The sequence below is a fragment of the Sphingopyxis granuli genome, from assembly GCF_001559015.1.
GTDB classification, from domain to species: domain Bacteria; phylum Pseudomonadota; class Alphaproteobacteria; order Sphingomonadales; family Sphingomonadaceae; genus Sphingopyxis; species Sphingopyxis granuli.
The window spans coordinates 2315916-2337378 of sequence record NZ_CP012199.1 but is presented as its reverse complement, the minus strand read 5'-3'; the positions used below and the strand labels follow the sequence as shown (position 1 = coordinate 2337378).

Genomic DNA, 21463 nt, shown 5'->3' with positions numbered 1-21463 from the left:
AGTCCATGCGCACCGCCATTTTTCTGTTGCTCGCCGCGAGCCTGCCGGGCCAGGCGCTCGCCGCCGACCAGGTCGCGCTCGCCAACAGCGTGTTCGTCGAGCGGGTGATCACCGACGCCGCCGGCAAGCAGCGCGTCTCGCTGGAGGAGCCCAAGGTCGTCACGCCCGGCGACCGGCTCGTCTTCGTGCTCGACTACCGCAACGCCAGCGCGCGCCCGGCCGAGCGCTTCGTCGTCACCAATCCGCTCCCCGATGCGATCAGTTTCACCGACGCCGCGAGCAGCCCGCTCGTTTCGGTCGATGGCGGCCGGAACTGGGGACTGCTCGCCGATCTGACGGTCGCGCTGCCCGATGGCAGCCGGCGCGCCGCGCAGCCCGCCGACGTCACGCACATCCGCTGGGCCTTTCAGAAAGCCATTCCGGCCGGCGGCGGCGGCAAGCTCATGTTCCGGGGGGTTGTCAAATAACCCCCTGAAACAAACCGCTTAACGGTCGCGGCGGTGGGGACAGCGACCAATCAAGGCCTAGGAGCTCAGCTATGACCAGCAAGCTGACGACCACGGGCGCCTTCGGTTTCGCGGCGATCGCAAGCATCGCCGCCACGCCGGCCCTTGCGGCCGGCACGACCGCGGGCACCCCGATTACCAATATCGCAAGCGTCCAATATCAGGTGGGGGGCGTCGATCAGGGCACCACGACCGCGTCGGACGAGTTCGTCGTCGACCGCAAGATCAATCTGCTCGTCGAAGAGGCCGGCAATGCGACGACCGAAGTCGCGCCGGGAACGACCAGTGCCGTCACCACCTTCCAGCTCACCAATTCATCGAACGAGGTGCTCGACTTCGGTCTGACGGTGACACAGCCGGCCGGCGGGTCGGCGCCGCACGGCGGCACCGATTCGTTCAACGCGACCAACGTCCGCATCTATCGCGACAGCGCCGGCGGAACCGTCGGCGTCTTCGATCCGTCGGACACGCTCGTCACCTATATCGACGAACTCGCGACCGATACGCCGATCACGCTGTTCGTCGTCGCGGACATCCCGGCCGGGCTTGCGACGGGCGCCAAGGCGGTCGTGCAGTTGCAGGCTACCGCGTTCGAGGGCAATACGCCCGGCACGCAGGGCGGCGCGATCAGCCAGACGACGGGCGCCAACACCGCGGCCAAGGACACGGTGTTCGCCGATACCGGCGGTGCAATCGACGGCAGCCGCGACGGATCGCACAGTGCGGCCGACGACTATACGGTCAAGACCGCGACGCTGACCGTCACCAAATCGAGCCGTGTCATATCCGACCCCTATAATCACGGGACGAATCCGAAGCTGATCCCGGGGGCAACGGTCGAATATTGCATCGCAGTCGCCAACGCACCGGGCGGTGCGGAGGCGACATCGGTGGCGATCACCGATCCCGTTCCGACGCAATTGACCTTCGTCGCCGATTCGATCCGGCTCGACGGCACGGTCAGCGGCGGCGTCTGCAATGCCGACGGCAACGCGGGCGGCGGCTATTCGGAGCCGAACGTGACCGGAACGATCCCGACGATCGCGGCGGGCGACACCCGCACGCTCGTCTTCCGCGCCACGGTCAACTGACGAAAGCAGGGAGGGCGCAGGGATGCCGGCGCGTCCGGCGCCCCCGCCTTCCCTACGCACGGCCGATGACATCGATCGCGAAATCCCTGAGCCTTGCGGGCGCTCTCGCCGCGGCAGCCATGCTGTGCGCGGCCCCGTCGGCGCGCGCGCAGGATGCCCCGAGAATCATCTCGAACACGGCTTCTGCCCAATGGAATGATGGCATCGGCGATTCCGCACGGATCTCGTCGAACCGGGTCGATATCGCAGTCCGGCAGCGTTCCCCCGAAAAGCCGACGATCGCCACCTATCGCCTGACCGATGGCGGTGGCGGCAGATCGATGCCGCTGATGCCGACGCCGTGCGATGGCGGCGCTTCCAACGGAGCCTCCGCCGCGCGAGGCGGTGCGCATCTGATCCAGGTCGCGGGCGCCTATGCCGGCCTTTCGACCGATCCCGCGGCGCTCGAACAGAGCGGCACCTTCCGCGCCGGCGAATTGCTGGTGGTCGGCGTGACGCTCGCTTCGGCCAATCGCGATCCGGCGCGGCGCGATACGCTTCCAGTCGTCCTGGCGCTGGAAAACGGCGACAGCGAGCGCATCACCCTCACCGAAACGGCGCCGGACAGCGGCGAGTTCGTCGGTTTCATCAACACCATCGGCACGCCGCCGGCGATTGCGGCGGGCGACTGCCGCCTGTCGGTCGCTCCGGGCGCCACGATGACGCTGCACATATCCGACCAGGCCGGCGCGGGAATGACCGCGCTCGCGACGATCGATTTCCTCGTCGATCCCTTCGGCATCGTGTTCGACAGCGGCGACGGCGCCCCCGTGGCGGGCGCCCGTGTGACGATCGTCGATGCGGCGACCGGCAACCCGGCGCCGGTGTTCGGCGACGACGGCGTGTCCGCCTACCCTTCGTCGGTCGTCACCGGCCAGTCGGTGACCGACGCGGGCGGCACCGTCTATCGCTTTCCCGAAGGCGATTATCGTTTTCCCTTCGTCGCGCCCGGCCGCTATCGCCTGGTCGTCGAGCCGCCGGCGCCCTACGCAGCCCCCTCGGCTTCGAGTCCGGCCGAACTGGCCGGTCTCCGCCGTCCCGATGCGGATCGCCCCTTCACGATCGGCGATGCCAGCTATGGCCGGGCCTTCACCCTCGCCAGCCCGGCGCCGGTCCGGGTCGATATTCCGGTGGACAAGCCCGGCCTGCCGCTGGCGCTGCGCAAGTCGACCTCGACCGAAGTCGCGGTTCCCGGCGACATCGTCCAGTATCGCATAGAAGTCGCCAATGGCGACGCGCGGCGCACGACGGGCGCGGTGACGGTCCGCGACACGCTGCCCACCGGCATGCGCCTGCGGACCGATACCGTCCGCGCCGACGGTGAACGCGTCGAGGCACAGGTTGCGGCGAATGGCCGCGACTTCGCGGTCACGCTGCCCGGCGTCGCGCCCGGCCGTTCGGTGCTGCTGACCTATCTGGCCGAGGTGATCGTCTCGGCGCAGCCGGGACGGGCGCTCAATCGGGCATCGGCGTCCGACAACCGCGGGTCGGCGAGCAATGTCGCGGAGGCCGCGATTGCGATCAAGCGCGACCGGCTGGGCGATCGAATGACGATCATCGGCCGCATCGCCGATAGCGGCTGCGGCGTCGATCCGGGCAAGGCGGCCGGCGTCGCCGGCGTGCGCGTGATGTTGCAGGACGGCAGCTATACCGTCACCGACGAGGACGGCCGCTATCATTTCGAGGGCGTGCGCCCCGGCCTTCACGTCGTCCAGATCGACCCGTCGACGCTGCCGCTCGATCGCGAAGCCGTCGATTGCGCGCGCTCGACACAGAGCGCCGGCAGCCCCATCTCGCGCTTCGTCGAGGGGCGCGGCGGGTCGCTGAAGCGCGCCGACTTCCGCGCCGTCCCCGCCGCCCCGCGGATCGCGCCCCGGACCACGGCCCCCGAAGCGACGGCGGTACCCAGCGATGCAGACGCCGCGGGCGCGCATCGCGACTGGCTGGCTGGCCAGGAACCGGGCATCGCGTGGCTCTTTCCCGCCCCCGATCACAATCCGCGCGCCAAGTCGGTGCGGGCGGCGATCAAGCACCTGCCCGGCCAGAGCGTCGCGCTCCGCATCAACGGCAAGCCCGTCGACCCGCTCGCCTTCGACGGCATGACAAAGTCCGCCGACGGCCGGATCGCGGTCAGCGTCTGGCGCGGGATCGAGATTCAAGAAGGCGACAACAGCCTGACCGCGGAAATCCGCGGTGTTGACGGTGTCATCATCGAAAGGATCGAGCGCAAGGTCCATTATTCGATAACGCCGATGCGCGCGACGCTGGTGCGCGAACGGTCGGTCCTCGTCGCTGACGGCGTCACCCGTCCCGTCATCGCGGTGCGGCTGACCGACCGCGACGGCAAGCCGATCCGCAAGGGGCTGACGGGCGATTTCAGCGTCCCTGCCCCATATTATCCCGCCGTCGAGGCCGATGCGCAGCAGGCCCGCCAGCTGGCCGGGCTCGAACGGGCGCGCCCGCTGTGGAAAACCGCGGGCGACGACGGCATCGCCTATATCGAGCTCGAACCCACCACCGCCTCGGGCACGCTGACGATCGATTTCGCCTTTCGCGACGACAAGGTCGAGCGCAGGCAGACGCTCGACATGTGGCTCGACCCCGGCGACCGCCCGTGGACCGTGGTCGGCTTCGCCGCCGGAACGCTCGGCTACAATACGCTCGACGACCGCATGGAATCGGTGGCCGAAACGCTCGACGACCTTCACACCGACGCGCGGCTCGCGCTCTATGCCAAGGGGCGGGTGCGCGGCAAATGGCTGATGACGCTCGCCTATGACAGCGACAAGGAGCAGGACGACGCGCGCTTCGGCGGCGTGATCGACCCGCGCGCCTATTACACCGTCTACGCCGACCGCAACGAGATGCGCCACGATGCGGCGTCGGTGCGCAAGCTCTATCTGCGGCTCGAACGGCCGCAATTCTATGCGATGTTCGGCGATTTCGAGACCGGCATCTCCGATCCCCAGCTCGCGCGCTACAATCGGGCGCTGAACGGCGGAAAGGCCGAATATCGCGGCCGCACGCTCGCCGCGACCGCTTTCGTCGCCGACACCCCCTACCGCTTTCGCCGCGACGAGATCCAGGGCAACGGCCTTACCGGCCCCTACCCGCTCGGCGCCCGCGATATCCTGCCGAACAGCGAGCGGATCACGATCGAAACGCGCGACCGCCTGCACAGCGAGCGCATTGTTGACAGTGTTACCATGACCCGCCACATCGATTACGACATCGATTATCTGGCCGGAACGCTGCGGTTCCGCTCCCCCATTCTCAGCCGCTCGTCGAACCTCGATCCCCAATATATCGTCGCCGAATATGAGGTCGACGGCGTCGGCGAGCGCGTGCTCAACGCGGGCGGCCGCGTCAGCTATCGGTCGCGCGACGAAAAGCTGCGCATCGGCGCAACCTTCATCCACGACGAGGATAGCGACGCCCGCACGGACCTGGGCGGCGTCGATGCGCGCTATCGCCCCGGCGCCGATACCGAGATCCGCGCCGAACTCGCCCTGAGCGACGCCAGCGCCCGCGCGGGCGGCAAGGCCGCTCGCGGTACGGCCCGCGCGTGGCTGGTCGAGGCCGAGCATCACAGCAGCCGCGCCGACCTGCTCGCCTACGCCCGCGAGCGCGAGGCGGGATTCGGCACCGGCCAACTCAGCGGCGGAGAGGACGGCACGCGCAAGATCGGCGTCGATGCCCGCCTGCGCGTCGGTTCGGCGCTGTCGATGACGGGAAGCGCGTGGCAGGAAAGCTTCCTCGACGCCGGCACCCGCCGCCGCGCCGCGCGCGCGCTGGTCGAATATGATCGGAACGCTGGCGGGGGCACGACCGTCGCGCGCGCCGGCCTGACCCATGCCGACGACCGGCTGAGCGATGGAACGCGCAACCGTTCGGACATCGTCCAGTTGGGCGCGACGCAGCGCCTGTTCGAAAAGCGGCTTGAACTCGACGCCCAGACCGAATTCGCGCTCGGCGGCCGCGATGCGAGCGTCGATTTCCCGAGCCGTCACCGCCTCGGCGCACGCTTCGCGGTGACGCGCGACGTCAATCTGGTCGGCAGCTACGAGATCGCCGACGGCGACGCGGTGAAGGCGCGCACGGCCCGCCTCGGCTTCGATCTGGCGCCGTGGGACGGCGCGCGCCTGCTCGCCGCCGCCAACCAGCAGCAGATCAGCGAATATGGCCCGCGCAGTTTCGCCGCCTATGGCCTGTCGCAGTCGCTGCGGCTCGGTGAGCGCTGGTCGGTCGACATGGCCGTCGACGGCAATCGGACGCTCGGCGGCATCCGCGCGCACGATGTTATCAATGTCAACACCCCGGTCGCCTCGGGCGGTTTCCTTGGCAATGCAGGCACGCTGACCGAGGATTTTGTCGCGATCAGCACCGGCGCCACCTATCGCGCCGACCGCTGGACGCTGACCGGTCGCGCCGAATATCGCGACGGCGAACTGGCCAACCGCTATGGCCTGACGCTCGGCGGACTCCGTCAGCTCGGCGAAGGCCGGGCGCTCGGCGCGCTGCTCATCTGGACGCGGGCGAGCGGCAGCGGCGCGATGCCGAGTACCGAAACGATGCAGTTCGAAGCGAGCTGGGCGCATCGCCCCGCGGATTCGCGCGTGTCATGGCTCGACAAGGCCGAATATCGGTCGGACGAGGTGCGCGGCGCCGTCGCGGGCCAGCTCGGTCCCGTGGGCAGCGCACCGCTGACCGTCAGCGGCGACGTGACCAGCCGCCGGCTGCTCAACAGCCTGTCGGTGAACTGGACGCCGCTTGCCGCTCGCGACGCACGGCAGGCCGACGGCCGTATGTGGTACGAACGCGGCGAATTCGGCTTCTTCTGGGGCACGCGCTACAATTTCGACCGGTTCGGCGCCGACGATGTGAAGGGCTGGTCGAACCTGTTCGGCGTCGACCTGCGCCTCAACCTCGGCGCACGGGCCGCGATCGGCGCTTCGGGCACCGTGCGCGTCGGCACCGACGCCGATACCGTCGCCTGGGCCGGCGGTCCGACGCTGACGATCGCGCCGGTTGACAATGTCAACATCACCCTCGGCTATAATTTCGCGGGTTTCCACGACCGCGATTTCGAGGAAGCGCGCTTCGCCCGCTCGGGCGCCTATATGACCTTCCGGCTGAAGTTCGACCAGACGAGCTTCGCGGGGCTCGGCCTGTAGGACAAATCCGTCAGTCGGCGAACAGCAGCACCGGCGTTTCGACCAGCCGCTTGAGCGCCTGAACGAAGCTCGCGGCGTCCCAGCCGTCGACGACGCGGTGATCGCAGCTGATCGACAGGTTCATCAGCTTGGCGCGGCGGATGTCGTCGCCCCCTTGAGGATTTTTGGCGAAGACGGGCCGCTCGACGATCTTGTTGGGACCGATGATCGCGACCTCGGGCCGGTTGATCACCGGCGTCGTCGCGATGCCGCCGAGCGGGCCGAGCGAGGTAACGGTCAGCGTGCCGCCGGTGAGTTCGTCAACCTTCGCCTTGCCGGTGCGCGCGGCTTCGGCCAGGCGGCTGATTTCCGACGCCAATTGCCAGACATTCTTGTCCTGCGCGTCACGGATCACCGGGACCATCAGCCCGGCGTCGGTCTGCGTTGCCATGCCCAGATGCACGGCGCCGTGCCGCGTCACCACGCCCGCTTCGTCGTCGTAGCGCGCGTTGATCATCGGAAATTCGGGAATCGTGCGGCAGATCGCGACGATCAGGAAAGGTAACATCGTCAACTTCGGCCGATTTCCGCGATTTGCGTTCAGATCGGCGCGCATCGCCTCGAGCGCGGTGACGTCCATTTCCTCGACATAGGTGAAATGCGGAATCGCGCGCTTCGAGGCGGCCATATTCTCGGCGATCTTGCGGCGCATGCCGATGACCTTGATCGGTTCGTCGGCGCGGGCGCGCGATGCGCCCGGTGCCCGATAGCCCTGCCCCGCGCCATAGCGCAGATAGGCGTCGAGATCGGCGTGGCGGATGCGGTCGCCCTCGGCCTGGACCTGCGACAGGTCGACGCCGAGATCGCGCGCCCGCGCGCGGACGGCGGGGGATGCGAGCACCGCCCTGTCGTCTTTCCCGCCTGCGGGAGTGGCCGCGGGCGGACTTGCTTCGGCAACGGCGGCGGGCGCTTCGGCCGAATCCTCGACAGAATCTTCGAAAGTCTCCGCAACCTCTTCTAAAACTGTAACTTCATCGATCGATTCGGCACTCGAACCACTCTCCGGCGTGTCGGATGCTTCCGCGTCGGCATCGGTTTCGATGACCGCGAGCGTCGATCCGATCGGCACCATGTCGCCGACCTCACCCGCCAGTTCGACGATCACCCCCGACACCGGCGATTCCATCTCGACGGTCGCCTTGTCGGTCATCATGTCGGCAAGCTGCGCATCTTCTTCTATGCGGTCGCCGACCCGGACGTGCCAGGTGACGATCTCGGCCTCGGCGATCCCTTCGCCGATATCGGGCAGGCGGAACGAATAGCGGGCCATGGCGGTCAGTCCTTCATCAGCTTGTCGAGCGCGGTGGCGATGCGCACCGGACCCGGAAAATAGGCCCATTCGAGGCTGTGCGGATAGGGCGTGTCGAAACCCGTCACGCGCTCGACCGGCGCCTCGAGGTGATAGAAGCAGCGTTCCTGCACCAGCGCGGCGAGCTCGGCGCCAAAGCCCGACGTGCGCGTCGCCTCGTGGATGATCAGGCAGCGTCCGGTCTTCTTCACCGACGCCTCGACCGCCGCGATGTCGAGCGGCAGCAGCGTGCGCAGGTCGAGGATCTCGGCGTCGACCCCGATCTCCTCGATGATCGTCTTCGCGACATGGACCATCGTGCCATAGACGAGCACCGTCACCGCCTCGCCCTCGCGCACCGTCGCGGCCTTGCCGAGTTCGATGCGGTAATAATCCTCGGGAACCGCGCTCGCCGCATGCTTCGACCAGGGTTCGACCGGGCGGTCGTAATAGCCGCTGAACGGCCCGTTGTAGATGCGCTTGGGTTCGAGGAAGACGACGGGGTCGTTATCCTCGATCGCCGCGATCAGCAGCCCCTTCGCATCATAGGGATTGGACGGGATCACCGTCTTCACGCCGCAGATATGCGTCATGATGCTTTCGGGCGACTGGCTGTGCGTCTGCCCGCCGAAGATGCCGCCGCCGAACGGCGTGCGCACCGTCATCGGGCAGATATAGTCGTTGGCAGACCGGTAGCGCAGTCGCGCCGCCTCGCTGACCAGCTGGTCGAGACCGGGGTAGATATAGTCGGCGAACTGAATCTCCGGCACCGGCCGCAAGCCATAGGCACCCATGCCGACCGCGACTCCGATGATGCCGCATTCGTTGATCGGCGTGTCGAAGACGCGGGTCCGGCCATGCTTTTTCTGCAGCCCCGCGGTGGCGCGGAAGACGCCGCCGAAATAGCCGACGTCCTCGCCCATCACCACGGTGGCGGGGTCGCGTTCGAGCATGATGTCCATGGCGCTGTTGATCGCCTCGATCATGTTCATGGTCTTCACGGGCGCGCTCATCACTCGGGCTTCCAGTCGGGGCCGAACTTGGCCCGTTGCTCGGCAAGCATCTGTTCGCATTGTTCCTGAAGGTGCCAGGGCATGTGCTCGAACACATCCTCGAACATGGTTTCGAAGGGCTGGTGCATGCCGTGCCCCAAAATTCCAAGTTTTTCAGACTGTTTCTGTGACGTCTTTATCAGATCGTCGAGTTCCTGCTTCAACGCTTCGTGACGTTCGCCGTCCCATTCGCCGAGCCGTTCGAGATGCTGGCGCAACCGCATGATCGGATCGCCGAACGGCCAGGCGCTGGCCTCCTGCGCCGCGCGATAGGCATTCGGGTCGTCGGAGGTGCTGTGCCCCTCGGCGCGATAGGTGAAATGTTCGATCAGCGTCGGGCCGTTGTTCGTCCGCGCGCGGTCCGCCGCCCACTGGGTCGCGGCATAGACCGCGAGCGGATCGTTACCGTCGACACGCAGCCCGGCGATGCCATAGCCGACCGCGCGCGCCGCGAAGGTGGTGCGCTCACCGCCGGCGAAACCCGAAAAGCTGGAGATCGCCCACTGGTTGTTGACGACGTTGAAGATGACCGGCGCATTGTAGACGGTCGCGAAGGTCAGCGCCGAGTGGAAGTCGCCCTCGGCCGACGATCCCTCGCCGCACCATGTCGTTGCGATGCGGCTGTCGCCCTTCGAGGCGGACGCCATCGCCCAGCCCACCGCCTGCGGATATTGGGTCGCCAGATTGCCCGAGACGCTGAAGAAGCCGTAGTCGGGCGCCGAATACATGATCGGAAGCTGACGCCCGAGCAGATGGTCGCCGCGATTCGAATAGATCTGGTTCATCATCTGGACCAGCGGATAGTCGCGCGCGATCAATATGCCCTGCTGGCGATAGCTGGGGAACACCATGTCGGCGCGGTCGATCGCCATCGTCGAGGCCACCGAGGTCGCCTCTTCGCCGGTCGATTTCATGTAGAAGCTGGTCTTGCCCTGCCGCTGCGCGCGGAACATGCGGTCGTCGAACGCCCGCACCGTCATCATGTAGCGCAGCATCGTGCGCAGCCGCTCGGGTGCCAGCTTCGGGTCCCACGGTCCTTTCGCCTGCCCGTCGAAATCGAGCACGCGCACCAGGCCGTAACACAGGTCGCGCATCGCGTCGGGTTTCGTCGCCTCGCCGGGGCGCGGCGTGGCATCGACGGCAGGAACCGGAACGTCGCTGAAGTCGGGGGTATCGCCGGGGCGATAGCGCGGTTCGGGAATATGGAGCGACAGCGGCGGCAGATTGCCCGCCGGGCGCCGAGGCGTCTCAGGCATGTCTTCTTCCCTTCGACGCGAATCACGCGCCGTTTAGTTATATTTCAATGTGGCGACATATTATTACAGTCGCTGTTCCATTGCAATATCCGCGATCAGACCGCGACGGGCGCGGGAATATGCGCCTGCGGGGCATAGGCCTCGACCGCGAAATCCTCGAAGCGATAGGCGAAGATGCTCTCCGGCCGCCGCAGGATGCGCAGCTTCGGCGCGCCGGCCGGGGTGCGCCGCAACTGCTCTTCGACGAGCGCGGCGTGGTTGAGATAGAGATGCACGTCGCCGCCGGTCCACACCAGTTCGTGCGCGTGCAGGTCGCATTGCTGCGCGATCATCCGCGTCAGCAGCGCCGCCTCGAATATGTTGAACGCGAAGCCGAGCCCCAGGTCGCACGAGCGCTGGAACAGCAGGCACGACAATCCGCCGTCGCTGCGCACATGGAACTGATAGGTCATGTGGCACGGCGGCAAGGCCATGCGATCGAGGTCGGCGACGTTCCAGCCGGTGAAGATGTGCCGCCGCGACCCGGGATTGCTGCGCAGCGAATCGATCAGCGCCGCGATCTGGTCGTGCCCCTTTTCGGCCCGGCGGAACAGGCCATCCCCCGCGGGCTCGTAGCGCGGCCAGTTCACCCATTGATGGCCGTAAACGGGACCGAGGTCGCCCCATGCCGCCGCGAAATCGGAATCCGAAAGGATGCGCGCCTCGAAATCCTCCGCGCCGATATCTTCGCCGGTCTCGCGGCGATAGCGATCGAGCGGCCAGTCGGTCCAGATCCGCACCCCCTGCGCGACCAGCGGACGGATGTTGGTGTCGCCGGTCAGAAACCACAGCATCTCGCGCAGCGCGGTTTTCCAATAGACCCGTTTGGTGGTGAGCAGCGGGATCGCATCGTCGGCGAGCGAGAATCGCATCGTCTCGCCGAACAGCGAGCGCGTGCCGACGCCGGTGCGGTCGATCCGCTCGTCGCCCTCGGCCCAGATTCGGCGCATCAGGTCGAGATATTGCAGTTCATAATGGATGGAATCGGGCAAGACCTGCTCCTGTATTGCGGGCTCCAGTGCTAAGCGCCCGACGGGAGGACGGCAAGGGCAGCGGCAGCCATGACCCTCCGTTACGGCGCAGATGCCGATTGGAGCGCCGGGCGCCGCGCCGCATAGACGGCGCGATGAATCTCTCCGATCCGCTTGGCAACGGGGCCGACATGGCCGCGACCGGCTTCGTGCGATGCGCGGACGAGGACGATGTCGCGCGCCATCTGCTGCGCCCATCCTTCAGCAACGACGGCGAAACCGTCCAGTTGCTGGCCTTCGATGGCCATGCACGGCTGATTTCCGCCGAACGGGTCGAAGCGACGCTGTCGGGGCGTTGCGCCATTCCCCCGACGCGTTGGCGAAGGCTGCTCGGCCCGGCGGTGACCGGCGTGCTGATGGCGCACAACCATCCCTCGGGCGTCGCCTGGCCCAGCGAAGGCGACCTCGCCTGCACCCGCGCGGTTTCGCGGTTCCTTCGTCCGATGGGCATCGACCTGTTCGACCATCTGATCTTCGTCGACAGCGGCCATTTCAGCTTTCGCCGCGCGCACTTGCTGTAGTGCCGATCCTGGTGCGATTGCCGCTTGCAGTTCCCGGGCGGCGCGTCTAGAGGACCGCCCTGCCTTCGCGCCGCTTCGTCGGCGCTGGAGATCGGTCGGGGAGTAGCTCAGCCTGGTAGAGCACTGTCTTCGGGAGGCAGGGGCCGGAGGTTCGAATCCTCTCTCCCCGACCAGTTTTCTTTCGCAACATTATTTCTTTCCGCTTCTTGTAACGCGGCGCGGAACGTCCTAGATTGTCGGTACGCCGTCGTGGTTGCCCCCTTTCCACTGCGGCGAGTGCCCCGTCCCATGACGCGGGTGCGTCCTCCCTGGACCCTGGCCACCTCGTACTTCGGTACGAGGTGGTTTTTTATTCGGCCGCTTGCGGCAGCCCTTCGTCGCCTGAAAACAGGCTGTTCGCGGCGGCGACCAGTTCCGCCAGCCAGCGCGAGAGCCGCGCCACGCCCGCAGCGTCGGGTCTGCCCATCCCGTCCAGATACAGGCGCCGATCGATCTCGATCTGAACCGCATGCCGGCCGTCCGCGGGGCAGCCGTGGGTCCGGATGATATGACCGCCGGCATAGGGCTGGTTGCGCGTTACCGGCTCGCCAAGCCCCGCCGCCGCATCGACGACCAGATCGACCAGCGCCGGATCGGCCGTCGCGCCGAAACGGTCGCCGATCACGATCCGCGCGCCATGCCCCGGCTGACCCGACGGAATCGGCGGCATGCTGTGAAGGTCGATCAGGATCGCGTGGCCGAAGCGCGCACGCAGGGCGGCCTGCTCGGCCGCGAGCGCGGCATGATATGGTCGGTGCAGCGAATCGAGTCGCCAGCGCAGGCCGGCCGCATCCATCGGGCGCTTCCACAGCGTTCCGCAATCGGCGAGGCGCGTCGGGACGACGCCCAGCCCCGCCCGCTCCTTGCGGCCGGGCGCCGAGAATTGCGGGCGCAGCGTCACCGCGACCTCGCCCGGCGCCATCTGGCCTTCGCCGCGATTGCAGTCTGCGACCGCGCGCGCCCACAGGGCTTGGACGACCGTGCCGCCCGCTGCCGTCACTCCGGCCGCCAGCAGGTCGCACCAGCCATCCTCCAGCCGCTCGAGCATCGCGCGGTCGACGCGCGCCGCCGCCAGTACCTCGGGCGGGTAGAGGCGTCCCGCATGGGGAACCGAGACCAGAACGGGTCCGCTGGCCGCAGGTCGATTGACAGCGATGGCGGCGCTCTGGAAGATAGGCTGCGGCATGCGGCCAAGGTGGCAAAATTCGCCCGGCGAATCCAGCGTCACCGAATTTGTTAAGCCTCTGCCACTATGGCGGGCATCGCGACGACGGCAGGATCCCATGGGGCGACGCCGCAGGACCAGGGGGCGAATTGACAGCATGATCCGGATTTTGCTGGCCGAAGACGATGACGTGATGCGCGAATATCTGGCGCGCGCGCTGACCAGCGCCGGCTATCACGTGACCGCCGTCGACCGCGGCACCGAAGCGGTGCCCTACATCGATTCGGGGACGTTCGACCTGCTGCTGTCCGATATCGTGATGCCCGAGATGGACGGCATCGAACTCGCGCAGCACAGCGCGAAGGCGGCGCCGCAGACGCAGGTGATGTTCATCACCGGCTTCGCCGCCGTCACGCTGCGCGCGGAAGAGAATGTCCCACAGGCGAAGCTGCTGTCGAAGCCCTTCCACCTCAAGGACCTGGTGCGCGAGGTCGACCTGCTGTTCGGGCGCGCCGACCGGTCGCACCAACAATAATCGTCGCCGGGCGCGCGAAAGGCTTGCCAGCCTGCGCCAAGCCCATTAAGGGGCGCGTCACCCCAGAACGTGTGGGCGTGTAGCTCAGTGGTAGAGCACTGTGTTGACATCGCAGGGGTCGCAAGTTCAATCCTTGCCACGCCCACCATTTCCTTCCCATCGTCACCGACCGGGCCGTGCCCACATGGCATCGGCGCGCCCGTCACAGGCCCCGGGTCTGGTCGATGCGCGACGCATCGCCGACCTGGCTGCCCCCGTCGCAATCGAGGATCGTTCCGGTGATATAGGCGGCCGCCGGCGAGCAGAGGAACACCGCCGATTCGGCCACTTCCTCGACCTTGCCCCACCGCTTCATCGCGATGCGCGCATAATGCGCCTCGCGGGTCGCCGCGTCGGGCGCCAGCCGCTTCATGCCTTCGGTATCGGCGATCGGCCCGGGCGAGATGCCGTTCACCCGCACGTCGGGGCCCCATTCGAGCGCGAGCGTGCGGACGAGCTGATTGATCCCGGCCTTCGCGGCGCAGGCATGCGCCTGAAGCGTCATGGCGTTGACCGCCTGCCCCGCCGTGATCGCGATCAGCGACGCGCCGGGCTTGTTCAGCAGGTCGTGACACCCCCGGAAGACGTTGAAGGTGCCGTTGAGATCGATGTCGACGACGGTGCGAAAGGCGTTGGCCGACATGCCGAGCACCGGGGCGAGGAAATTGCCCGCGGCGCCCGAAATGACGATGTCGATCGCTCCCAGCCGGTCGGCGGCCGTCTCCATCACCCCGCGAATCGCATCATAATCGCGCACATCGCCCGACAGGCCGAGCGCTCCCGCTCCGATCTCGGCCGCGGCGCGCGCCGCCTTGTCGGGATCGCGCCCGGCGACCGCGACCTTCGCCCCCAGTTCGGCGAAGCGTTTCGCGATGCCAAGGTTGATGCCGCTGGTCCCGCCGGCCACGAACGCCGTCTTGCCGGCCAGCAGATTGTCCCGAAACGTCGTCATCCGTGTTGCTCCTCGCTCGATTTTCGCGCGGCGACCGCACCCTGATCCGCAAAGCGGGTTGACGGATCGGAATCGGTCGCCTTTTGAAACGCGACCAGACAGCAAGGACGAACCGATGGCAAGTGGCCCCACATCGCACAGCTTCATCTCGCAGCGGCTCAAGCTGCATTATGTCGACTGGGGAAATGACGACGCGCCGCCGCTGCTGCTCGTCCACGGCGGCCGCGACCATTGCCGAAGCTGGGATTGGGTCGCGGAGCGACTATGTGATCGCTATCATGTCATCGCGCCCGACCTGCGCGGCCATGGCGACAGCGCCTGGTCGCCCGACGGCAATTACGACATGGACGCCTTCGTCTACGATCTCGCGCAGCTCATCCACCAGCTCGACCTCGCGCCGGTGACGATCGTCGCGCATTCGATGGGCGGCAATGTCGCGCTGCGCTATACCGGCCTCTACCCCGACAATGTGCGCAAGCTGGTGGCGATCGAGGGTCTCGGCCCTTCGCCCAGGATGCTGGCCGAACGCGCCGCGAAACCTGTCGCCGATCGCTTCCGCCAATGGATCGAGGACAAGCGCCAGGCCGCCGGGCGCATCCCAAAGCGTTATGCCACGCTCGACGACGCGCTCGCGCGGATGATGGCGGAGAACAGCTATCTGACGCCCGAACAGGCGCGCCACCTGACCGTGCAGGGGATCAATCGCAACGAGGACGGCAGCTGGAGCTGGAAGTTCGACAATTATCTGAATGTCTGGTCGGGCTTCGACATGCCGCAGGACGACATCGCGTCGCTGTGGACCGCGATCGCCTGCCCCACGCTGCTTCTCTACGGCGCCGACAGCTGGGCCTCGAATCCCGAAAAGGACGGGCGGCTCGAGCATTTCCGCACCGCAAAGGTGATCGAATTCGAAAAGGCGGGCCACTGGCTGCATCACGACCAGTTCGATCGGTTCATGTCCACGCTAGAGGAGTTTCTCTAGAACGTCGTCGCGGCGCACGCGGGTGCGCGGAAGGAACGGCGTGCGATGATCTATTCGGGGCAGGCATCGAGAGGCGAGCGGGTCGCGGCCGGCACGGCGTCGCTGCTGGTCGCGGCCGCGATCGGACTCGGCCTCGCGAGCGGCCTCGATCTTGCGGTCGTGCGTCGCGCCAGCGAGACGATCGCGGCCATAGCCATTCCCGCGCCCCGGCCGGAACCGGAGGTCGCTCCCGCCCCGCAACCGACCTCGTCCCGCAGCGCCAGCGGCAAGGCGTCTCCCGTCAACAAGCAGGCGAAAGCGGCGGCGGTCGCGGCCCCGAAACCGCTGGTTCCACCGCCGAATCCTCCGCCGATCGCGGCCGCCCCGCGCCCCGGCGAGGGAAGCCAGGCGTCGGCGGGTGCCGCCCCGGTCGCCGGACCGGGTTCGGGCGCCGGAGGGCGCGGCGACGGCACCGGCGCCGGCGGCTCGGGAAACGGCACCGGCGGCGGGACGCGACCGGTCTGGCGCAGCGGCACGATCCGCGACAGCGACTATCCGAAGGCGGCCAGCCGCGCGAAGATCGGCGGAGAAGTCGAGGTTCGCTTTACCATCCAGCCGACCGGACGCGTCACCGCCTGCCGCGTCACGCGGTCGAGCGGCGACCCCGCGCTCGATTCGACCACCTGCCGGCTGATCGAAGAACGCTTCCGCTTCCGTCCCGCCACCGACGCGGCGGGCCGGCCGATCGCCAGCAGCTATGGCTGGCGCCAGAACTGGTGGCTCGAACGCCGGCGCTGACGAAATGGGAAAAGGTGGCGGAGACGGAGGGATTCGAACCCTCGGTACCGGATTTACCAGTACGACGGTTTAGCAAACCGTTGGTTTCAGCCACTCACCCACGTCTCCGCATGGCCCGCCGCAAGTGCGACGGTGTTGGCCTGAGCGGGGCCTATAGCCAGCCCCGTGCCAGCCCGCAACGCCTAAGATTCGGCATTTCACGGCTCGTTCGGCGCATTTGACGGCCCGCGCGATTCGGTCCAACGCAAATTCGACTCGGGTCATCGCCGGTTCATTGCCCGGAGATCAAAGCGAGTCATGATTAACGCGACCTTCGGCCCGTCGATGCGTGCCGGACAGCTGTTGGGGGAAGAAATGCGCCGGACGCTCACCACCTTTGCGACCATGGCCCTCGCGTCGATCGGGATGGCGCTCGCTCCGTTGCCGGCGGCCGCGCAGATGACCTCGGTCGATCCGAACACCGCGATCGATTCGGACCTCGACAATCCCGCCCCGCCCCCGCCCGTCGATACGCCCTCGACGGCGCCGGGAAGCGAAACCTATGACAGCGACCTCGCGACGGGCAGCGAGCAATATGGCACCACGCCCGATACGACGACCGCAACCACCGATCCAGCGACGGCGGCGACCAACGCCCAGCCCGGCACGACCTACAAGCAGGACGACCTGATCGGCGCCGCCGAAGGCGTGTTCGGCAAGGGCGCGCAGGGCCTCGCCGCGATGATCGAGGACATTTTGCGCAAGCAGGGCGAACCCAACGCCTATATCGTCGGCCGCGAGGCCAGCGGCGCGCTCGGCATCGGGCTGCGCTATGGGTCGGGGACGCTGTACCACAAGGTCGAGGGCGAACGCCCCGCATACTGGACCGGGCCGTCGATCGGTTTCGACGCGGGCGCCAACGCCGGCAATACCTTCGTGCTCGTCTACAATCTCTTCGACAGCGAAGATCTCTACAAGCGCTATCCGGCGGGCGAAGGCGCCGCCTATCTGCTCGGCGGCTTCAACGCTTCCTATCTGCGCCGCGGCGACGTCGTGCTGATCCCGATCCGCGTCGGCGTCGGGGCGCGGCTCGGCGCCAATGTCGGCTATATGAAGTTCCGCAAGAAGCAGAGCTGGCTGCCCTTCTGATAGTCGGAGCAATGGCGAAAAAAGTGAGGACCGCGCCTCGGTGCGATCCTCCTGATCCCACGCCGCTGGCACGGGATGATGCGCGTTCCAAAGCGTCTACCTGAACTTGCTTGGCCTGTATGCCCATCAGGCAGACAGGGGTTCGTCCCTCCGGGCAAGCCGGAGTCCGGAGACGAACCTGAGGCATGGTCGTCCCGAGATGCAAAACCGAGTGCTCCCGCGAAGGCGGGAGCCCGAAGCGGACAAAGCCAAGGTCGGCGTCATGCGGCTCCGGGTCCCCGCCTGCGCGGGGACACGACGGGGTTCATCCAAAGGCGGTCAGGGTTTACCGCCGCCGAGCATGAACCCCGGGCTTCTGCCGGGGAACGATTCCTTACGGCGAAGCGGGAAGAGACGGGATCGTCAGCATCGGATAGCGTTTCAGCCACTGCTTCGATGCCACCCGCCCATCGAAGATCGCCCGCCTCTCCCCGACGAAAGCTGGCGTTGGCCGCAAGCACAGCCCGAAAAGATCGTCCAGGCCGAAAGGAGCATTGATCTCCACCGTTCCGGCATGCAGCCGCGCGGCAACGGCGGTCGCCGTCTCGGGCCAATGCATCATCGCATCTGCCGCCGACTTATAGGCGCGGTCGCCATTCCGATGATGCATTCGAGCCTGATTCTTCACCGACCATGCGAATTTCGGCAGAACGGCGGACAGGCGCCGTTCGATGTCGCGGTCGATCGCCGGATCCACTAGCGTGCGCGAGAACCAGATCACATCGATATCCCCGGCGGGAGGCGACCGAAGGCGGCCGTGCAGATGGTCCCAGACCGCGTCGCGAACGAAGCCCGCCCCGATCCAGCCGTCGGGCAGCGTCAGCGCGGCGACGGCCGCCAGAGCCTCCAGCCGGACCGGATCGTCCGCAAGCAATGCGCAAAGGGCGGAGAGCCGGTTCGGCTCCATCCCGAACCTAGACTCTGATGACTTTGGGTTGACCCACGTCGGCATTGCGAGCGGAGCAAAGCAATCCAGGGCGCTTTATGCCTGCTCTGGATTGCCACGCGGCTTCGCCGCTCGCAATGACGAGTCCGTCTGATGTCATCATGCCCTAATCCCCGTCGAAGCCGATCAGCGTTTCGCATGCCAGCCCGGCGGCCGCCAGCCGCGCCGAACCGCCGAGGTCGGGCAGGTCGATCACGAACAGCGCGGCGGCGACCTCGGCCCCGGCGCTGCGCATGAGCTGCGCGGTGGCGAGGATGGTGCCGCCGGTCGCCAGCAGATCGTCGATCAGCACGACACGATGTCCCGGCAGCACCGCGCCTTCGTGCAGTTCGAGCCGATCGACGCCGTATTCGAGCTCGTAATCGACCCCGATCGTCATGCCGGGCAGCTTGCCAGCCTTGCGCACGGGAACGAGCCCCAGCCCCATCGCGGTCGCCATCGCCGCACCGAACAGGAAACCGCGCGCCTCCACCGCCACGATCAGGTCGGGACGATGGATCGCCGCGCGGTCGCAAAGCCGGCGGACGCTTTCGGCGAAACCGGCGGCGTCGCCGATCAGCGTCGTGATGTCCCGAAAGGAAATCCCCGGCTTCGGAAAGTCGGGGATCGTGCGGACGAGCGCCGCGAGGTCGAGATCGGGACGGGGCGGAAGGGCGATCATGCAAGCGGCCGCCCTTCCGTCACCGATCAGTGCTCCTTGTCGGCCCAGATGTTCCGATAGGACAGATAGGTCAGCGTGCTGAAGATCAGCAGGAAGATGAAGGCGCCCCAGCCCACCTGCACGCGCTTCACCAGCTTCGGTTCGGCGGTCCAGACCAGAAAGGCCGTCACGTCGCTCGCCATCTGGTCGACGGTCGCCTTGGTGCCGTCGGCATAGGTGACCTGACCGTCCGCGAGCGGCGGCGCCATCGCGAGGTTCAGGTTCGCGAAATAGGGGTTGTAGTGCAGCCCGGTGCCGGGGCGCAGTTCCTTGGGCAGGTTCGCCGGCGGGTTCTGGAAACCGGTCAGCAGCGAATAGATGTAATCCTTGCCGCCTTCGCGCGCCTTGGTGATCAGCGACAGGTCGGGGGGCAGCGCGTTGTTGTTCGCCGCACGCGCCGCGACCTCGTTGGCATAGGGCGCCGGGAAATGATCCGACGGCAGGCCGGTGCGCGTCGCCGGTTCGCCCGTGTCCGGGTTGATCGACGGGATATTGTCATAGCTCTTGGCGAAGCTCTTCACCTGGCCTTCGGTATAGCCCAGGTCCTGAATGTTGCGGAACGCGACGAGGTTCAGGCTGTGACAGGCCGAGCAGACTTCCTTGTAGACCTGCATCCCGCGCTGAAGTTGCGCCTTGTCCCAGTGCGGCACCAGGCCGTCACTGGCGAGCTTCAAATGCTTCGGATGCTTATGGAACTCGTGCGAGGCATTGGGCTCATTGGTGAGCGGCGTCGTGAGAATCGCGAGCACCAACGCGGCAATGAAACCCAGGCCGACGAGAAAACCGAGCGGACGAACCATGGCTGTATCAGCTCCTATATAAGTCCGGCGCTCAGGCCGTTGCCGCCGACGCGGCGTCGGCATGTTTTGCAAGGACCGCTTCCGTGATCGAATTCGGCATCGGTTCGGGACGTTCGATCCGCGAAACGATCGGCAGAATGATCAGGAAGTGCGCGAAATAATAGATCGACGCGAGCTGGCTCATGATCACATAGGGCTGCTCGGCGGGGCTCATGCCGCACCAGCCCAGGATGAACACGTCGAGGACGAGCAGCCAGAAGAACTTCCGGTACAGCGGACGATAGTTCGACGACTTCACCGGCGAACTGTCGAGCCAGGGCAGGAAGAACAGCAGCGCGATCGCCGCGAACATCGCGATGACGCCCCACAGCTTCGCGTCGATCCACAGGAAGTTGAAGGTGAACGCGCGCAGGATCGCGTAGAAGGGCCAGAAATACCATTCGGGCACGATATGCGCGGGCGTCGAAAGCGGGTTCGCGGGGATATAGTTGTCCGCGTGGCCCAGCATGTTCGGGACGAAGAAGGTCAGCGCGACGAACACGAGCAGGAAGATGCCGAGTCCGAACCCGTCCTTCGCGGTGTAATAGGGATGGAAGGGCACCGTGTCCTGCTCGTCCTTCACCTCGATGCCCGTCGGGTTCGACGAACCCGGGATGTGCAGTGCCCAGATGTGGAGGATGATGACCCCCGCGATCACGAACGGCAGCAGATAGTGCAGCGAGAAGAAGCGGTTGAGCGCGGCGTTGTCGGGCGCGAAGCCGCCGAGCAGCCAGACGCGGACCGGCTCGCCGACCACCGGAATGGCGGAGAAGAAGCCGGTGATGACCTGCGCGCCCCAGAAGCTCATCTGGCCCCAGGGGAGCACGTAACCCATGAAGGCGGTCGCCATCATCAGCAGGAAGATGACGACGCCGAGCAGCCACACCATTTCGCGCGGCGCCTTGTACGACCCGTAATAGAGGCCGCGGAAGATGTGGAGATAGACGACGATGAAGAACATGCTCGCGCCGTTCATGTGCGCGTAGCGGATGAACCAGCCCGCGTTGACGTCGCGCATGATGTGCTCGACCGAGTCGAACGCGACACCGGCATTGGCGGCATAATGCATCGCAAGGACGATGCCGGTGATGATCTGGATCGCCAGCGCGGCGCCGGCGAGGACGCCGAAGTTCCAGAAATAGTTGAGATTGCGCGGCACCGGATAGCCGCCGCCGATCGCATTGTAGACGAGGCGCGGCATCGGCAGCTTCTCGTCCAGCCACTTCATCAGCGGGTGCTGGGGCTGATACTGGTTGGCCCAGGGAAAGCTCATCTTATCTCGCTCC

Annotated in this window: 18 protein-coding genes and 3 tRNA genes; 10 read left to right on the top strand and 11 right to left on the bottom strand. The window is 66.7% G+C overall.

What is annotated here, in order from left to right; genetic code table 11:
• Positions 1-5: 5 nt before the first annotated feature.
• The 3 genes from SGRAN_RS10805 (at position 6) to SGRAN_RS10795 (ending at position 6810) form a co-directional block, all read left to right on the top strand.
• Positions 6-467, top strand: coding sequence for a hypothetical protein (locus SGRAN_RS10805; protein WP_237234011.1), 462 nt, complete (start codon positions 6-8; stop codon positions 465-467).
• A 71-nt stretch (positions 468-538) separates the two neighbouring features.
• Complete coding sequence (locus SGRAN_RS10800; protein ID WP_067183510.1) at positions 539-1597, top strand: DUF11 domain-containing protein; 1059 nt, start codon at positions 539-541, stop codon at positions 1595-1597.
• Positions 1598-1662: 65 nt separating this feature from the next.
• Positions 1663-6810, top strand: coding sequence for a DUF11 domain-containing protein (locus tag SGRAN_RS10795; RefSeq protein WP_067183507.1), 5148 nt, complete (start codon positions 1663-1665; stop codon positions 6808-6810).
• Between the two features lie 10 nt (positions 6811-6820).
• Here SGRAN_RS10795 and SGRAN_RS10790 read toward each other — a convergent pair whose 3' ends face one another.
• From SGRAN_RS10790 to thyA, 4 genes are all read right to left on the bottom strand, one after another.
• Entirely contained in the window at positions 6821-8119 is a 1299-nt protein-coding gene (locus SGRAN_RS10790; protein ID WP_067183504.1) for a dihydrolipoamide acetyltransferase family protein, read from the bottom strand.
• Positions 8120-8124: 5 nt separating this feature from the next.
• Positions 8125-9129 carry an alpha-ketoacid dehydrogenase subunit beta gene (locus SGRAN_RS10785; RefSeq protein WP_067187030.1) on the bottom strand — a complete coding sequence of 335 codons (1005 nt, stop codon included), beginning with the start codon at positions 9127-9129 and terminating at the stop codon, positions 8125-8127.
• A 20-nt stretch (positions 9130-9149) separates the two neighbouring features.
• A complete protein-coding gene (locus tag SGRAN_RS10780) occupies positions 9150-10445 on the bottom strand; it encodes a 3-methyl-2-oxobutanoate dehydrogenase (2-methylpropanoyl-transferring) subunit alpha (RefSeq protein WP_067183502.1) in 1296 nt (431 codons plus the stop codon).
• A 95-nt stretch (positions 10446-10540) separates the two neighbouring features.
• Positions 10541-11476, bottom strand: coding sequence for a thymidylate synthase (thyA, locus tag SGRAN_RS10775; protein WP_404950417.1), 936 nt, complete (start codon positions 11474-11476; stop codon positions 10541-10543).
• Positions 11477-11610: 134 nt separating this feature from the next.
• Here thyA and SGRAN_RS10770 point away from each other — a divergent pair, with 134 nt between their 5' ends.
• Both SGRAN_RS10770 and SGRAN_RS10765 read left to right on the top strand, forming a co-directional pair.
• Positions 11611-12036, top strand: coding sequence for a JAB domain-containing protein (locus SGRAN_RS10770; RefSeq protein ID WP_067183500.1), 426 nt, complete (start codon positions 11611-11613; stop codon positions 12034-12036).
• 96 nt (positions 12037-12132) lie between these two features.
• A tRNA-Pro gene (locus SGRAN_RS10765) sits at positions 12133-12209 on the top strand.
• A gap of 176 nt (positions 12210-12385) precedes the next feature.
• Here the strand turns inward: SGRAN_RS10765 and SGRAN_RS10760 are convergent.
• The gene (locus SGRAN_RS10760; RefSeq protein WP_237234010.1) at positions 12386-13303 is read right to left on the bottom strand and encodes an N-formylglutamate amidohydrolase; all 918 of its coding nucleotides are present in this window, start codon (positions 13301-13303) and stop codon (positions 12386-12388) included.
• Between the two features lie 94 nt (positions 13304-13397).
• Here SGRAN_RS10760 and cpdR point away from each other — a divergent pair, with 94 nt between their 5' ends.
• Together cpdR and SGRAN_RS10750 are read left to right on the top strand one after the other, a co-directional pair.
• The gene (gene cpdR, locus SGRAN_RS10755) at positions 13398-13775 is read left to right on the top strand and encodes a cell cycle two-component system response regulator CpdR (protein WP_067183496.1); all 378 of its coding nucleotides are present in this window, start codon (positions 13398-13400) and stop codon (positions 13773-13775) included.
• Positions 13776-13848: 73 nt separating this feature from the next.
• Positions 13849-13923: transfer RNA gene (locus tag SGRAN_RS10750), tRNA-Val, on the top strand.
• Positions 13924-13977: 54 nt separating this feature from the next.
• On the opposite strand, the gene SGRAN_RS10745 is transcribed toward SGRAN_RS10750, so the two are convergent.
• Positions 13978-14766, bottom strand: a complete 789-nt coding sequence (locus SGRAN_RS10745; protein WP_067183493.1) for an SDR family oxidoreductase — start codon at positions 14764-14766, stop codon at positions 13978-13980.
• Between the two features lie 115 nt (positions 14767-14881).
• Between SGRAN_RS10745 and SGRAN_RS10740 the strand changes: the two genes are divergently transcribed.
• Both SGRAN_RS10740 and SGRAN_RS10735 read left to right on the top strand, forming a co-directional pair.
• A complete protein-coding gene (locus SGRAN_RS10740; RefSeq protein WP_067183491.1) occupies positions 14882-15748 on the top strand; it encodes an alpha/beta fold hydrolase in 867 nt (288 codons plus the stop codon).
• Between the two features lie 45 nt (positions 15749-15793).
• Positions 15794-16525, top strand: coding sequence for an energy transducer TonB (locus SGRAN_RS10735; protein WP_067183488.1), 732 nt, complete (start codon positions 15794-15796; stop codon positions 16523-16525).
• 15 nt (positions 16526-16540) lie between these two features.
• On the opposite strand, the gene SGRAN_RS10730 is transcribed toward SGRAN_RS10735, so the two are convergent.
• Positions 16541-16633 (bottom strand) — tRNA-Ser (locus tag SGRAN_RS10730).
• Positions 16634-16879: 246 nt separating this feature from the next.
• Here SGRAN_RS10730 and SGRAN_RS10725 point away from each other — a divergent pair.
• Positions 16880-17653 (top strand): DUF1134 domain-containing protein, encoded by a 774-nt coding sequence (locus SGRAN_RS10725; protein ID WP_082737449.1) that lies wholly within the window; start codon positions 16880-16882, stop codon positions 17651-17653.
• 373 nt (positions 17654-18026) lie between these two features.
• Here the strand turns inward: SGRAN_RS10725 and SGRAN_RS10720 are convergent, their stop codons facing one another.
• The 4 genes from SGRAN_RS10720 to SGRAN_RS10705 form a co-directional block, all read right to left on the bottom strand.
• Complete coding sequence (locus tag SGRAN_RS10720) at positions 18027-18599, bottom strand: nucleotidyltransferase family protein (RefSeq protein ID WP_067183485.1); 573 nt, start codon at positions 18597-18599, stop codon at positions 18027-18029.
• Between the two features lie 145 nt (positions 18600-18744).
• Positions 18745-19299, bottom strand: a complete 555-nt coding sequence (locus tag SGRAN_RS10715) for an adenine phosphoribosyltransferase (protein ID WP_067183483.1) — start codon at positions 19297-19299, stop codon at positions 18745-18747.
• Between the two features lie 26 nt (positions 19300-19325).
• A complete protein-coding gene (locus SGRAN_RS10710) occupies positions 19326-20138 on the bottom strand; it encodes a cytochrome c1 (RefSeq protein ID WP_067106743.1) in 813 nt (270 codons plus the stop codon).
• 31 nt (positions 20139-20169) lie between these two features.
• Entirely contained in the window at positions 20170-21450 is a 1281-nt protein-coding gene (locus SGRAN_RS10705; RefSeq protein ID WP_067106745.1) for a cytochrome b, read from the bottom strand.
• Between the last annotated feature and the right edge of the window lie 13 nt (positions 21451-21463).